At 75.3% G+C, this 13,156-nt stretch carries 19 protein-coding genes; 9 read left to right on the top strand and 10 right to left on the bottom strand.

The window, feature by feature from the left end; translation table 11 throughout:
* Nucleotides 1-42 precede the first annotated feature (42 nt).
* Nucleotides 43-309, bottom strand: coding sequence for a hypothetical protein (locus AB0G01_RS27635; protein WP_360950957.1), 267 nt, complete (start codon nt 307-309; stop codon nt 43-45).
* Complete coding sequence (locus AB0G01_RS27630; RefSeq protein ID WP_360950954.1) at nt 306-698, bottom strand: DUF948 domain-containing protein; 393 nt, start codon at nt 696-698, stop codon at nt 306-308. Before AB0G01_RS27630 ends, AB0G01_RS27635 begins: the two co-directional genes overlap by 4 nt.
* 200 nt (nt 699-898) lie before the next feature.
* On the opposite strand from AB0G01_RS27630, the gene AB0G01_RS27625 reads away from it, so the two are divergent.
* The 3 genes from AB0G01_RS27625 to AB0G01_RS27615 are packed head-to-tail and all read left to right on the top strand — an operon-like array spanning nt 899 to nt 3,160.
* Entirely contained in the window at nt 899-1,033 is a 135-nt protein-coding gene (locus tag AB0G01_RS27625; protein ID WP_360950951.1) for a hypothetical protein, read from the top strand.
* A complete protein-coding gene (locus AB0G01_RS27620; protein WP_360950948.1) occupies nt 1,030-2,211 on the top strand; it encodes a cupin domain-containing protein in 1,182 nt (393 codons plus the stop codon). Before AB0G01_RS27625 ends, AB0G01_RS27620 begins: the two co-directional genes overlap by 4 nt.
* A gap of 16 nt (nt 2,212-2,227) precedes the next feature.
* A complete protein-coding gene (locus AB0G01_RS27615; RefSeq protein ID WP_360950945.1) occupies nt 2,228-3,160 on the top strand; it encodes a sucrase ferredoxin in 933 nt (310 codons plus the stop codon).
* Between the two features lie 63 nt (nt 3,161-3,223).
* Here the strand turns inward: AB0G01_RS27615 and AB0G01_RS27610 are convergent, their stop codons facing one another.
* Together AB0G01_RS27610 and AB0G01_RS27605 are read right to left on the bottom strand one after the other, a co-directional pair.
* On the bottom strand, nt 3,224-3,952 hold the full coding sequence (locus tag AB0G01_RS27610) for a methyltransferase domain-containing protein (RefSeq protein WP_360950942.1): 729 nt from the start codon (nt 3,950-3,952) through the stop codon (nt 3,224-3,226).
* 44 nt (nt 3,953-3,996) lie between these two features.
* Nucleotides 3,997-5,343 carry a replication-associated recombination protein A gene (locus AB0G01_RS27605; protein WP_360950939.1) on the bottom strand — a complete coding sequence of 449 codons (1,347 nt, stop codon included), beginning with the start codon at nt 5,341-5,343 and terminating at the stop codon, nt 3,997-3,999.
* An 89-nt stretch (nt 5,344-5,432) separates the two neighbouring features.
* Between AB0G01_RS27605 and AB0G01_RS27600 the strand changes: the two genes are divergently transcribed.
* From AB0G01_RS27600 to AB0G01_RS27585, 4 genes are read left to right on the top strand one after another with little or no spacing between them, the layout of a single operon-like run.
* Nucleotides 5,433-6,179 (top strand): type VII secretion target, encoded by a 747-nt coding sequence (locus tag AB0G01_RS27600; protein ID WP_360950936.1) that lies wholly within the window; start codon nt 5,433-5,435, stop codon nt 6,177-6,179.
* 10 nt (nt 6,180-6,189) lie between these two features.
* A complete protein-coding gene (locus AB0G01_RS27595) occupies nt 6,190-7,194 on the top strand; it encodes a CHAP domain-containing protein (protein WP_360950933.1) in 1,005 nt (334 codons plus the stop codon).
* Nucleotides 7,191-7,463, top strand: a complete 273-nt coding sequence (locus tag AB0G01_RS27590; RefSeq protein ID WP_360950930.1) for a YbaB/EbfC family DNA-binding protein — start codon at nt 7,191-7,193, stop codon at nt 7,461-7,463. Before AB0G01_RS27595 ends, AB0G01_RS27590 begins: the two co-directional genes overlap by 4 nt.
* Nucleotides 7,451-7,726 carry a hypothetical protein gene (locus AB0G01_RS27585; protein ID WP_360950927.1) on the top strand — a complete coding sequence of 92 codons (276 nt, stop codon included), beginning with the start codon at nt 7,451-7,453 and terminating at the stop codon, nt 7,724-7,726. Before AB0G01_RS27590 ends, AB0G01_RS27585 begins: the two co-directional genes overlap by 13 nt.
* Before the next feature lie 40 nt (nt 7,727-7,766).
* Here AB0G01_RS27585 and AB0G01_RS27580 read toward each other — a convergent pair whose 3' ends face one another.
* Nucleotides 7,767-8,525 (bottom strand): ESX secretion-associated protein EspG, encoded by a 759-nt coding sequence (locus AB0G01_RS27580; RefSeq protein ID WP_360950925.1) that lies wholly within the window; start codon nt 8,523-8,525, stop codon nt 7,767-7,769.
* Between the two features lie 63 nt (nt 8,526-8,588).
* On the opposite strand from AB0G01_RS27580, the gene AB0G01_RS27575 reads away from it, so the two are divergent.
* Nucleotides 8,589-9,338: an AraC family transcriptional regulator gene (locus AB0G01_RS27575; RefSeq protein WP_360950922.1), complete on the top strand. Its 750-nt coding sequence runs from the start codon at nt 8,589-8,591 to the stop codon at nt 9,336-9,338.
* On the opposite strand, the gene AB0G01_RS27570 is transcribed toward AB0G01_RS27575, so the two are convergent.
* From AB0G01_RS27570 to AB0G01_RS27550, 5 genes are read right to left on the bottom strand one after another with little or no spacing between them, the layout of a single operon-like run.
* Nucleotides 9,265-9,798, bottom strand: coding sequence for a hypothetical protein (locus AB0G01_RS27570; protein ID WP_360950919.1), 534 nt, complete (start codon nt 9,796-9,798; stop codon nt 9,265-9,267). The two genes, AB0G01_RS27575 and AB0G01_RS27570, sit on opposite strands and share 74 nt — an antisense overlap.
* Before the next feature lie 29 nt (nt 9,799-9,827).
* A complete protein-coding gene (locus AB0G01_RS27565) occupies nt 9,828-10,463 on the bottom strand; it encodes a hypothetical protein (RefSeq protein WP_360950916.1) in 636 nt (211 codons plus the stop codon).
* Nucleotides 10,456-10,719, bottom strand: a complete 264-nt coding sequence (locus AB0G01_RS27560) for a hypothetical protein (RefSeq protein WP_360950913.1) — start codon at nt 10,717-10,719, stop codon at nt 10,456-10,458. The genes AB0G01_RS27565 and AB0G01_RS27560 overlap by 8 nt, the downstream gene beginning before the upstream one ends.
* Complete coding sequence (locus AB0G01_RS27555) at nt 10,716-11,957, bottom strand: PPE domain-containing protein (protein ID WP_360950910.1); 1,242 nt, start codon at nt 11,955-11,957, stop codon at nt 10,716-10,718. Before AB0G01_RS27555 ends, AB0G01_RS27560 begins: the two co-directional genes overlap by 4 nt.
* Nucleotides 11,954-12,406 (bottom strand): hypothetical protein, encoded by a 453-nt coding sequence (locus AB0G01_RS27550; RefSeq protein ID WP_360950907.1) that lies wholly within the window; start codon nt 12,404-12,406, stop codon nt 11,954-11,956. The genes AB0G01_RS27555 and AB0G01_RS27550 overlap by 4 nt, the downstream gene beginning before the upstream one ends.
* 126 nt (nt 12,407-12,532) lie before the next feature.
* Here AB0G01_RS27550 and AB0G01_RS27545 point away from each other — a divergent pair, with 126 nt between their 5' ends.
* Nucleotides 12,533-13,150, top strand: a complete 618-nt coding sequence (locus AB0G01_RS27545; protein ID WP_360950904.1) for a uridine kinase — start codon at nt 12,533-12,535, stop codon at nt 13,148-13,150.
* Nucleotides 13,151-13,156: the final 6 nt, after the last annotated feature.

Raw genomic sequence — 13,156 nt, 5'->3', positions numbered from 1 at the left:
GTGCGAAGGGGGTGTCCGGGCGCGATGAGGCGAACGACGCCGCTAGCGGTCGTTCGCCCCGCGCGCTCGCCGACCCGGCGTCTGGCCCGTCTGACGCTCCACGGTGTCGTGCAGCTCCTGCTCGCGCTCGGACATCCCGGCGCGGACCTCCGCGCCGAACGACCCGATCGCACCGGCCAGCTCCCGCAGGCCCTCGCCGACGTTGGCACCGATCCCGGCCGGGGTGGCGGCGTGCGCGGCCTGCCCCGCCTTGCGGGTGGCGAACACGCCGGCCGCGATGCCCAGGCCGAACCAGAACAGCCGCCTCATCGCCGACCTCGCCGGGAGTGCTTCCTGCCCGGCCGGCCCGCGTCGCGGCGGGCCCGGATGGCCTTGCCCACGCCGTAGGACAGCGCCGCGGCCTTCACCAGCGGGCCGCCCAGGGTGGCGGTGAACAGCGAGGTCAGCGCCGACACGTTGCCGGTGACCGCGCGCGCGTTGGCGGTGATGCCGTCCACCCGTTCGAGCTGGGTGTTCACGTGCGAGATCGTGGTGTTCGCGCCGGTGAAGAGCGGATCGCTGTTCTGGTGCGCCTTGCGGATGGCGATGGTGGCCTCGTCCAGCGTGCGGCCCAGCTTGATCAGCGGGATGGCCAGCAGGATCACCAGCAGCACGAACGCGCCGGCGGCGACCAGCGCGGCGATCTGCCCTGGCGACACGGATCCTCCTGAAAGCTTGCTGGGCGTTGGGGTGTCCAAGGTTACCGCGCTTCCCCCGAATGACGTCTGGTGGATCTCGATTGCGCCTGCCGGACCCCCGGAACGACTTGTGAGAATTACTCGGATGACCGATGACCTGGGCCGATTCGGTGCCGTAGCGTGATCTTCGCCCGAAGACCCCCCAGTCGAGGAGGAACGGCATGGCTCAGGAGAACGGCACGTACGAGGCCCCGGCCAGCGGCCTGCTGCTCAGCGCCGAGGCGCTGGGCGGCGCGGTCGACCGGAGCAAGGCCAGCGGTGCGCTGGACGACACCGATGGTGGCGCCGACAAGTGACCTTCCCGGTCCTGGCTGACCTCGTCGCACCGGTCGGGGTCAGCCAGTTCTTCGACGCGGTGCAGGGCCGGACCCACCAGCGGTTCCCCGGCCGCGCGGGTCGGTTCGCCGACCTGCTGCCCTGGTCGGAGGTCAACCGGGTGCTGCGGCAGTACCCGCTGGAGCACCCCCGGCTGAGGCTCGCGCAGGGGGGCGAGGTCATCCCCGCGCACGCCTACACCGAGGTGGACGAGGCGCGCGGCCCCGCGCCCCGGCTGGTGCCCGCGGCGTTCACCGAGAAGATGCGCGGCGGCGCGACGCTGGTGATGGACTCGGTCCACGAGCTGTTCGAACCCGTCGGCGAGCTGACCACGGCGCTGGAGCACGAGCTCCGGGAACGCGTCCGGGCGAACCTGTACGCGGGGTGGGGCGTCACGCACGGCTTCGACGTGCACTGGGACGACCACGACGTGATCATCGTCCAGATCTCCGGGCGCAAGCGGTGGCGCGTGCACGGGTCGACGCGGACCGCGCCGCTGCGCCGGGACGTGGAGCTGCCGTCCCCGCCGTCCTCGGACGCGGTCGACGACTTCATGATGGAGGACGGCGACGTCCTCTACGTCCCGCGCGGGCACTGGCACGACGTGTCCGCCGTGGGCTCCGAATCGCTGCACCTCACGATCGGGTTCAACCGGGCGACGGGCGTCGACCTGGTCTCCTGGCTGGCCGACCGGGTGCGGGCGGACGAGGTCTTCCGCACCGACCTGCCCCGGTTCTCCTCCCCGGCGGACCAGGAGGCGCACGCCGCCCTGCTCAGGTCCCGGGTCGCCGAGCTGATGGACGCCGGCGTGGTGGGGCGGTTCCTGGCCGACCGGGACGGGCGGGCCCCGGCGATCCCGCAGGTCGGGCTGCCGTGGACGGCGACCCCCGACCTCCTGCCGGCCGACGACGAGGCCCAGGTCCGGCTGCTGACCCCGCGCGCGGTGCTCACCGTCGGCCCCGACGCGGTGGCGTTGGCGGCGGCGGGCAAGCGCCTGGTGTTCGCCGCGGCGGCCGGACCGGTGCTGGAAGTTCTCGTGGGCAGCGCCTACCACTCGGTGAAATCACTGGTGGAAGCCGGTGCGCCGGCCCTGGACCGGGCCACGGTGCGAGCGTTGCTCGGAGAATTGGTCACACAAGGAGTGGTAGGCCCCCGGTGATCGGGTAAGCTTAGGTATGCCTAACGTAAGTTCGGGCGGACTGCCGGGGTGCGCGATCCTCACGCGCCAGTTGGGCGGCGATCCGGCCGGTACCGCGGCGCTCATGACGTCGTGGCTGCTCATCGAGCAGCCCGGCCCGTGGCCCGCCGACGCGTTGGAGCAGACCCTGTCCTCGGTGTTCGCGCCGGGCAGGCTGGACGCCCCGCGCGCGGCGGGGCTGCGCCCGCTGCTCATCCGCCGGCCCGGCAGGCACCGGCGCGATGCCGACGCGCCCCGCACCGTCTACCTGGCCGGCGGCGTGCCCGGCAACCGGTGGCTGGAGCGGCTGGAGGTCGCCGACCTCGCCGACCTGGCCTCGCTCGACCTGGGCGCGCTGGCGGCGGGCACCCCCGGCCAGGGCGACCGCGTCGAGGGACCGTTGTTCCTGGTCTGCACGCACGGCACCAAGGACATGTGCTGCGCGGTGCTCGGCCGCCCGCTCGCGGGCGTGCTGGGCGAGAACCACCCCGGGCTGGCGTGGGAGGTCAGCCACGTCGGCGGCGACCGCTGGGCGGGCAACCTGCTGGTGGTGCCGGACGGCTTCCTGCACGGCCAGCTCGACCCGGGCGAGGCGGCGCTGGTGGCCAAGGCCGCGCTGATCGGCCAGGTGCAGCCCGACCAGATGCGCGGGCGCACGTCGGCGGCCAGCCCGTGGGTCCAGTACGCGGAGGTCGCGGTGCGCAAGCGCTTCGACCACCTGCGCGGCCTGGACGCGGTGCTGGGCGTGGCCGAGCGGGCGGTGGAGACCGAGGACGGCGAGACGCGCGTGGTGACCGTGCAGGGCCTGGACCAGCTCTACGAGGTCACCGTGCGTCGCAACCCCGCCGGTCCGGCCCGGAACAGCCGCTGCTCCGGGATGATCGCGCCGCCCGCGTACACCAGTTCGATCAAGACGCTCGCCACGGCCTGACGCGCGTCCCCCGGGGCGGTGCCGTCCCGCCCGGTATCCCCGGCCGGACGGGACGACAGGTCCCTACCGGCGGACCAGCGTGAGGTAGGCGAACCCCAGGCTGGCGCGGTAGCCCTTGAGCCAGCCGTCGCGGTGGTCGTCGACGACCCGCGCGACCTCGGCGGCCTCGGGGTGGTCCGGGTTGGCCGACAGCCAGCGCTCCCGGCCCGCGCACCAGCGCGACTCGAACGAGTCCCACTCGTCGCGGGTGGCCGTGGCCAGGTTGAGCAGCCGGTAGCCCGATTCCAGCGCCTGGTCCACCAGCCCGTCCAGCGCGGAGAACTCCGCGCGCGGGAAGATGTCGAGGGCGCGGGCGTTCGGCTCGCCCTCCCAGAAGCCGTCGCCGAGCAGCAGCCGGCCGCCGGGCTTGAGGCGGGCGCGCATGGCCTCCAGCGCCCCCCGCGTGCCGCCCCAGGCGTGGGAGGCCCCGATCGACACGACGACGTCCGCCGGTTCGGCCGCCCACGCGGTGACGTCGGCGCGCTCCAGCCGCACCCGCCCGCCCAAGCCGCGCGCGGCGATGTTCGCGGTGCCGCGGTCGATCGCGTACTCGTCGTCGTCCACGCCGAGCCCGGTCGCGCCCGGCGCGTGCGAGATCGTCCGCAGCAGCAGTTCGGCCCAGCCGCAGCCGTAGTCCACGACGGTCGAGCCCTCCAGCGGGCCGAGCGTGGCGATCAGGTCGTAGGACTTGCTGTCCGACAGCGGCGAGTTGAAGTCGAGGTACGCATGGCCGTTGGCCGGAGCGGCAGTCACGGCGCACACCGTTGCAGATGCCGGCGCGATCGGCACCGGATTTTCTACTCCTGGCCGCGCACGACCCGGCGCAGCCGGGGCAGCCGCTCGGCGATGTAGCGCTCCGCGCCGCGACCGGTCGGCTCGTAGTAGTCGCGGCCGACCAGGTCGTCCGGCGCGTACTGCTGGGTGAGCACGCCGTCGGGCACGTCGTGCGGGTAGCGGTAGCCGCGCGCGTTGCCCAGCTTTTCCGCGCCCGCGTAGTGGCCGTCGCGCAGGTGTGCCGGCACCGCGCCGATCGAGCCCTTGCGCACGTCGGCCACGGCCGCGCCGATCGCCGTGGTCACCGCGTTCGACTTGGGCGCGGTGGCCAGGTGCACGGTCGCGTGCGCCAGGGTCAGCGCGCACTCGGGCAGCCCGACCAACTGCACGGCCTGCGCGGCGGCCACCGCGGTCTGCAACGCGGTCGGGTCGGCCATGCCCACGTCCTCGCTGGCGTGGATCACCAGCCGCCGCGCGATGAAGCGCGGGTCTTCCCCCGCCTCGATCATCCGGGCCAGGTAGTGCAGCGCCGCGTCCACGTCCGAACCCCGGATGGACTTGATGAACGCGCTGGTCACGTCGTAGTGCTGGTCGCCCTGCCGGTCGTAGCGGACGGCCGCGCGGTCGACGGTGGCCTCCAGCGTGGCCAGGTCCAGCCCGCCGCCGGCCGGCACCGCGTCGGCGGCGGCCTCCAGCGCGGTCAGGGCGCGCCGCGCGTCCCCGCCGGCCAGCCGGACCAGGTGGTCCTCGGCGTCCGGCGCGACGGTGATCGCGCCGGCCAGGCCGCGCTCGTCGGCGACCGCGCGGCGGACCAGCGCGCGCACGTCGTCGTCGCCGAGCGGGCGGAGCTGGAGCACCAGCGACCGGGACAGCAGCGGCGAGACGACGGAGAAGAACGGGTTCTCGGTGGTGGCCGCCACCAGCAGCACGATCCGGTCCTCGACCGCGCCGAGCAGGGCGTCCTGCTGGGTCTTGGAGAAGCGGTGCACCTCGTCGATGAACAGCACGGTCGACTCGCCGGACCGGACCAGCCGGCGGCGGGCCTCGTCGATGACCGCGCGGACCTCCTTCACGCCCGCGCTGAGCGCGCTCAGCGCGGCGAACCGGCGGCCGGTGGCCTGCGACACCAGCGTGGCCAGGGTCGTCTTGCCGGTGCCGGGCGGGCCGTAGAGCATGATCGACGCCGGCGAGGAGCCCTCCACGAGCCGGCGCAGCGGCGCGCCGGGGGCCAGCAGGTGGCCCTGGCCGACCACCTCGTCCAGCGTGCGCGGGCGCATCCGCACGGCCAGCGGTGCGTTGGCCGCGATCCGCTCCGCGCGTTCCTCCTCGGGCACGCCGAACAAGCCCTCGTCGAACATCCTTTCGTTCACCTGTTCGACTGTAGTCGCCCTGTGCACTCCCGCTGTCCGAGCGTGCAACGCCGGTTCCCCCGCCGGCCCGCGCGGGCCAGGGTTGGCCCATGAGCAGGCTGAGTCCGGAGCAGATCGCCCGGCACGCGCACGACGCGGGGTTCCGGGGCGAGGACCTGACGATCGCGGTGGCGGTCGCGCTGGCCGAGTCCGGTGGCGACCCGCGCGCCCACAACCCGAGGCCGCCGGACGACTCGTACGGGCTGTGGCAGATCAACATGCTGGGGGCGCTGGGCCCGGCCCGACGGCGCGAGCTGGGGCTGGCGTCGGACCGCGAGCTGTTCGACCCGCGCGAGAACGCCAAGGCGGCCAACCGGATCTCCGGTGACGGGCGGTCGTGGACGCCGTGGTCGACCTACACCAGCGGCGCGTACCGCGAGCACCTGGACGAGGCCCGGCGCGGTGTGAAGGCGTTGAACCGCAACGGTTCCGGCGGCGGCGGTCGCGGTGGGTCGGGCAGCGGCGGGTCGGGCAGCGGCGGGTCGGGCGGCAAGGGCGGGTACTCGGTGGACGTCGGGGTGCTGCGCGACTACGCGCGGCGCACCCAGAACACCGCCGACGACCTGACCGCGCTGGGCCGGCGGCACGTCCGCGAGGTCCGCGAGATCGCCGAGGACAGCTTCGGCGCGGTGGGCAGGCAGTCCGGCTTCACCGCCGCCCTCGACGGCTTCGGCGCGGCGCTGCGCAAGCAGGTCAAGGGCGTCGCGCACAACACCGACGCGCTGGCCGCGTCCGCCGCCAAGTCCGCCCGCGCCTACCGGGACCAGGACGACGACGTCGCCCGGTCGCTGAACTGAGAGGTCCGCAGTGGACACGAGAGCCGCCGCGCGGCACTTCGCGGAGAGCATGATCGGCCACCGCAACGCCCTGGCGGGCAAGGCCGAGGACGCCGTCAAGGTCCAGTACGCGCTGCACCAGACCGCGACCGGTCTCGCCGAGCAGCACCAGGACCACGTCAAGGCGTCCAACACCGTGCTGGAGCACTGGCGGGGCACCCAGTCCGAGGGTTTCGAGAAGCGCTCGGGCCGGCTCGGGCGGCAGCTCCGGGTGACCGCCGAGGCCGCGCGCGACGCCGAGAAGGTCGTGGCCGGGGTGAGCGCCGCGCTGACCACCGGGCACACCAGGGCGCGGCAGGCCGTGGACGAGTACCTGGAGCGGGCCACCGGCCTGCTGGACGCGGGCGTCGCGGTGGGCACGCGGGCGGCGCTGCTCAAGGCCGTCGCCGCCGCCGCCGACCTGGAACCCGGCTACACCAAGGAGACCGCCGCCGCGCTCCGGCGGGCGCGGGACGAGATGGAGGACGCGGCCCGCCGGTTGCGCGCCCTGGAGAAGGACGTCGAGCACGACGGCGTGGCCGACGCGCGGGCGCACACCAGGCCCGCGAAGGCGAAGGAGCGCGGGCGGGCCCGCACGATCGTCTCCGCCGCCCGGCGCGAACTGGGCCGGCGGGAGAGCCCGCCGGGCAGCAACCGCAACCCCTACGGCCCGACCGACGCGTGGTGCTCGTCGTTCGCGACGGCCATGTGGCGCAAGTCGGGCGTGGACATCCCGCTGCTGCCGTTCACCGGCGACGTCTTCCGCTGGGGGCAGCGCAACGGCAAGGCGTACACGAAACTCGGCGACGTGCGCCCCGGCGACGTGCTGCTGTTCGGCACGGGACCGCAGAGCACCGCGACCAGCAAGCACATCGGGATCGTGGAGAAGGTGTCCGGCGGCACGGTGACCCTGATCGAGGGCAACTCCGGCGACGCCGTGCGGCGCAACACCCACCAGCTCAGCTCGACCAAGTTCTACGGCGGGGTGCACCCGTGATCACCGCGCACGCGCACGACCCGGACCGGGGTGTCGCGGTGGAGGTGGGGCCCGGCGGCGCGCTGCGCGACCTGACCCTGGACACCCGCGCCCTGCGCCTGGGCCCGGACCTCGCCCGCACCGTCCTGGACCTGGTCGACGCGGCCACCGCGAAGGCCGCCGCGCGGGCCGCCGGCGCGCTGGGCGACCTGGCCGCGCTGGGGCTCGCCGTGCCCGCCCGGCAGGCCGAGGCGGTCGAGGACACCACACCGACGACGTGGAGGGTCTGATGCTGGGCGAGCGGCTGGACGCGATCCGCGCGACGGCGTCCGGCGACGGCGTGGTGGTGACCGTGGACCTGCACGGCAAACCGGTGGGACTGGAGTTCGCCCGGGAGGCGTTCACGCGGACGCCGTCGGCGCTGGCCGAGACCGTCCGCCGGCTCGCGGACGAGGCGGCGGCCGACGCGCTGGCGCAGGGCCGGGCCGCACTGGCCGGCGTCCTGCCCGCCGACCTGCTCGACAACGTCCGGCCACCGCACCCGGCCGGGTGAGGCGGCTCCCGCCGGGGAGCCGGGTCGCCGGCGGTCCGGGCTACGCCACGCCCGCGAGCAGCTCGGACAGCCGGCGGGCGAGCGACGCGCCGTCCGCCGGGGAGACCGACACCCACGGTTCGCCGGCCACCTGCTCGGCGGCCATCGCGTACCGGCCGGCGGTGGTGTCGGTCCAGCTCAGGATCGCGGACCGGCCACCGGGTCCGGTGCAGGCGACCTGGCCGGCGGCGACCCGGCCGGACTCGGCCAGGGTCCTGATCGCGCGGGTGGCCCGGCCGGTCACGCCGCCGGCGGCCAGCGCGCGTTCCAGCCCGTCGTGCCCGGAGTCCGCGTAGCCCCGCATCGCGGCGGCGAACACCGCGCGCGGCAACCGCACCTGCTCGCCGGGCCCCGGCGCGCTGTCCCCGATCACCCAGGACATCGCGGCGACCAGGTCGGTGATCGGCTCCAGCGCGACCTCCCGGTCGTTGAGCACCGCCAGCACGCCGCGCGGACCCCGCACGGCCGCCAGCACCCGCCACGGCCGGGGCCGGAACACCAGGGCGTCCACGGACAGCGTGCTGCCGGTCAGGTAGCCGAAGAGGTCCTCCAGCACGGGCGCGGGACCGCCGTCCTCGGCCAGGCCCGCCGCCTCCAGCGCGCGGAACACGTCGACGCCCAGGTCGTCGCGCTCGGCGGCGGTCCCGCCGTGCGAGTCGACCTCCAGCGGGTACGGCGGGTCGCCCACCCCCAGGTCTTCCCACAGCAGGTCGAATTCCAGGTGGGACAGGACGACCGCGGTCGTCGAACGACGTGCCATGGCGGCCGAAGATAGCGGGTGGGGTGGTCCGGGTCCGACGGGACCGGCCCTACCCTGGCCGGCGTGGACCTCGCCAACGGGATGCTCACCGTGCGCGCGTCGGGTGCGGCGGCGGCCCGCGCGGCGCTCAGCGGCACGTCGGGCACTCCCGAGCACATCCAGTTGCTGATGGGCTGCGCGGTGCCGCGCGGCCTGCCGACCAGCGGCGCGGAGCTCCGGTTTCCCGACTGCTCGCTGCACGTGGTGCCGGACGTGGTGCTGCTGACCGTCGCCGAGGCGAAGCTGACCGTCGGCTTCACCGAGCTCAAACCGCTGATGTTCCAACCGGTCCCGGTGGCGGCGGCGTTGCGCTCGGTGTTCTCCGGGGCGATCGCGCACGTCCTGGCCGCCGCGCACCTGCTGGACCCGCGCGGGTTGTCGCACCACCTGCTCGGACTGGCCGAACTGGTGCTGCGCAGCGCCCTGAAGGCCGAGCTGGACCGGGTGGACGCGCTCGCCGCGCGCCGCCGGGAGGCGCTGGACTACATGCGCGACCACCTGGCCGACCCGGCCCTGGGCGCGGACGCCGTGGCGGGCGCGCTGCACATCTCCCGCCGCCGCCTCTACCAGCTCTTCGACGACGGGCAGGGCGTGTCCGAGCGGATCCGGGGGCTGCGGGTGGACCGGGCGAAGGCGCTGCTGGCCGACCCGGCCAAGGCCGCGCGGGGCATCGGCGAGATCGCGAAGGACTGCGGTTTCGTCAGCGCGGCGCACTTCTCCCGGACGTTCCGCCAGGTGGTCGGCCGGACGCCGAGCGAGTTCCGGGGTCGGTGAACTCGACCCCGGACACGAACCGCCCGGCCAGGCCGGCGACGTCCAGCCAGCCCCGCCCGGTGGTCGAGTGCAGGGTGAACACCGCGACCCTCGGGTGCACCGGGTCGGTCACCACGACCTGGAGCTGCGCGCCCGTGCCGGTCACCGGGACGCGTTCCACGATCACCACCGGGTAGCCGGTGGCGGTCACGCCCTTGGTCACGTCGCGGATGGCCGGGCCGTCGAGCCGCACGCCCAGCGCGGGGTCGACCGGCCGGTCCACCGGGACCACGCAGGCCAGCAGCAGCGCCGGGTCGGCGTCCGGGTGCTCGACCACGGCGAGCAGGCCGCTGCCCTGCCGGTGCGCCATCTCCGCGGCCTGGGTCGCGGAGACCTCCAGGCCGGGGTCGTGGGTGCCCTTGATCCGCCGCAGCACCGCCAGCAGTTCCGCCGCGGTGCGGTCGGGGGAGCCGAGTGCCACCGGGGTCACCCCCGGCACGGGAGCGAGTCTCACCCGAGGCCCGCCGCGAACGCCTCGGCCGCGCCGCGCCCGGCGGCCGGTCCGGGTGGCCCGAGCAGCACCGAGGCCAGTTCGGCGGTGAGCGCGGAGAAGTCGGCGAGGGTGTCCGCGAGCGCCGTGGACGGCTCCTCGGAGCGCAGCCGCTCGGCCACCCGCCGCGCCTCGGCGCGGTGGTCGCGGGCCAGCAGGCGGGCTTCCTCCAGCACGTCGTCGAGCTGCCGGGCGATCCGGTCGTGCCGGGCCACGGCCACCGCGTGCGCCTCGGCGTGCGCGGGCGTGAACGTCGCCAGCGCGCCGGCGTGGTCGACCTCGTCGGCGGCGTCGGCGAGGTCCCGGCGCAGCACCAGGGCCCGCCGGTCCAGGTCCTCGGCCCGGCGCTGGTTGCCCAGCAGGGTGGTGGCCCAGGCGTCGAGCACCTCCGCAGCGGCCCGCATCGCGCGCCGCACCGCCGTCAACTCCGACACCACCGCCTCCAACCGGGTCGCGAACCCCTCAGCCGCCGCTCCTTCCCAGCCCACCGGGACACCGGGCACGGGCACGTCGAACGCGCAGCGCGCGACGGCCGCCGCGACGGCCTCCGCGCTGCCCGGCGCGGGGTCGAACCCGAGGCCCCGGTAGTCAGCCATGGTCGAGCTCGTCCGCCCGCCGGTAGGTCTCGCCGGTCGCCCGCACGTCGTCGGCGAGCGCCCCGGGGTCCAGCCCCCGCACGGTGTCCGCCCACTGCCCGAACAGCCCGGAGACCGTCTCGGCGATCCCCTCCGGGCCCAGGTCGCCCACCGGCTCGGTCAGCCCGGCCAGCGCGGCGCGCAGGTCGTCCCCGGTGTCGGCGAGCCGGTGCGCGTACCCGGCCAGCTCGTCGGGGTCGACCCGGTAACCGCTCATTCGCCGAGCACCGGCGGGAACGCGGGCGGCAGGTCGTCCAGCAGGTCGAGGCCGGTGTCGTAGCGGTTGCGGTGCTCGCCGTCCTCTTCCCGGTTGCCGGGCGCGACCGGCGGGACCACGCCGTACCCGCCCTGCCCGCCCGCCGTGACCGGCACCACGCCGCCGCGCGCCGCCGCGCCACCGGGCACCGCGCCGATCACGCCCGACGAGCCGCCCGGACCGACCGGGCCGAACCCGGTGCCGTAACCGCCGGACCCGGGGCCGAACCCGCTGTGCCCACCGGGTGAGCCGGCCGCGTAGCCGCCGGGGACGGCCGACCCCCCGGGCAGGCCCGGGATGCCGAAGCCGGCGGGTCCACCGGCCGCCGCGACCCCGGTGGTGTCCGCCGGGCGCGGATCGGCCTGCTGCCCGGGGTGCGGGCCGGGCTCGGGGTCCGGCTGGAGGTGGGGTTGCGGCTGGGGCTGGGGCTGGGGGTGTGTCGGCAGGATCGGCGGCACCGGGCGGACGGGGTCGGTCCGCTCCGGCCCGACGGTCCAGGGGCGGTGGTCGGGCTCGACCTTGGTGCCCGCAGGGGCGTCGTCGAACAGCGGCAGGCGGTCGTGCTCCTCGCGGCTGGCCTGCTCGTAGGCGTCCATCACGCGCACGGCGTCGGCCTTGGCCGCCTGCTGCTCCTTCTTGGACGGCAGGTGGTCGTCCAGTAGCTGGTCCACCAGGTACGCGCCCTGCGGACCGCTCAGGGTGGTCACGTCGTAGCCGTCGCGGAACCACCTCTCGGCGTCCGGGTGCACGGGCACCGGCATCCGCCGGGCCGCCTCGTCCACGGCGTGCGTGTACCCGTCCAGGCCGCCGCCGACCTGGTAGGCGCGCTGGGACGCCTCGGTGGCCCACTGCGTCAGGCGCGACACCGACCCGGCCGCGACCGCGGAGGACGGGCCGTGCCAGGACTCCACCAGCTTCCCGACCAGCTTCTGGACGTCCTCGGTGGCCTCGCCCAGCTCCCGGGCCAGCACCTGCCAGTCGTGCGTGCGCTGCCCCATCCGCCCCAGGTCGGCGGACTTGACCATGTCCCACAGCTCGCGGTGCGAGTACACGTCCCAGTTGATCTTGCCGAACTTCTCCGGCCGCCGGTTGGCCTTCTTGCGGTCGGAGACCTTGCGGGCCGCCTCGCGCTGCTTGCGCGTGGGCGGGTGGTCGTCGGAGTGGAACCGGTGCCGCCGTTCGTTCCGGTGCTCGCTCACAGCCGCCTCATCGCCTCGGCCGCCGCCTCGTCCTCGGCGCGGTGGGTGGCACCGACCTGGCGCAGCGCGGTGCGCAGCGCGCCCAGTTCGTCCAGGTAGGAGCGCAACGACGACTGCACGCCGCCGTCCTGCCCGCCGCCGCGCAGACCGAACGCCCGGCGCATGTGCAGCGCGACGGGGCCCTTGCCGTCGCCGAGGTCGTCGGAGAGCCGATCGGACCGGTGCAGGTGCTCCCAGAGGGCGTCGTGCAGCGCGTCGAGCCGGTTCAGGGCGCTGTCCAGCTCGTCGAAGTCCAGGGCGATGCGGTCGCCGTCCTGGGCCACGATCGGGGTCGCGCCGGCCGTGGTGGGCGCGTCGACCCGGGGCGGCGGCGCGGGTCGGACCCGCTGCTCGTGTGCGAGCTCGTCGCGCAACCGCTTGGCGTCCTGGACGCCGTGCACCCTCACCATGACGCACATCGTGACGGGCGCGGGGCGCGACGACCAGACCGGGTGCACAACCGGAGCAGGGCGGGTGCACGGACGGACAAACACGAGGTCGCGTCAGGTGCGCGGGGCGTGCGAGAATCGTCTTCCGTGCCGTCATCCGCCGTTCACGCACGTGTCGTCCTGCTCGCCGGTCCGTCCGGTTCGGGCAAGTCCACCCTCGCCGCCCACCTGGGGTGGCCGGTGCTGCGCCTGGACGACTTCTACCGCGAGGGCGACGACCCGCTGCTGCCGCGCGACGAGGCCGGCCGCCCGGACTGGGACGCCGAGCGGTCGTGGAACACGCCCGACGCGCTGCGCGCGGTGGTCGAGCTGGCCACGACGGGGCGGGTGGAGGCCCCGGTGTACGCGCTCGGCGAGGATCGGCGGACCGGGTGCCACGTGGTGGAGGCGGGCGGGCCGTTCATCGCCGAGGGGCTCTTCGCCGACCGGCTGGTGACCGGGTGCCGGGAGGCCGGCGTGCTGCTGGACGCGATCGTGCTGTCCCCCAACGCGGTCGTCACGTCCGTGCGGAGGTTCGCCCGGGACGTGGCCGAGGCGCGCAAGCCCGTCCTGCTCCTGGCCCGGCGCGGACTGCGGCTGCTGCGCGAACAACCGGCCCTGGTGCGCCGCTGCACGGCGGCCGGGATGCGCCGCCTGACACCCCACGAGGCCCGCGCAGAACTGGCCAACCACGTCACCCCGATCACCAGCCCGGCCGACCGCTGACCAGCC

Origin of the sequence: Actinosynnema sp. NPDC023587, from assembly GCF_040640215.1 — a bacterium.
GTDB lineage: Bacteria > Actinomycetota > Actinomycetes > Mycobacteriales > Pseudonocardiaceae > Actinosynnema.
Note: the sequence above shows the minus strand (reverse complement) of the source record. Positions and strands in the feature narration are given on the sequence as shown.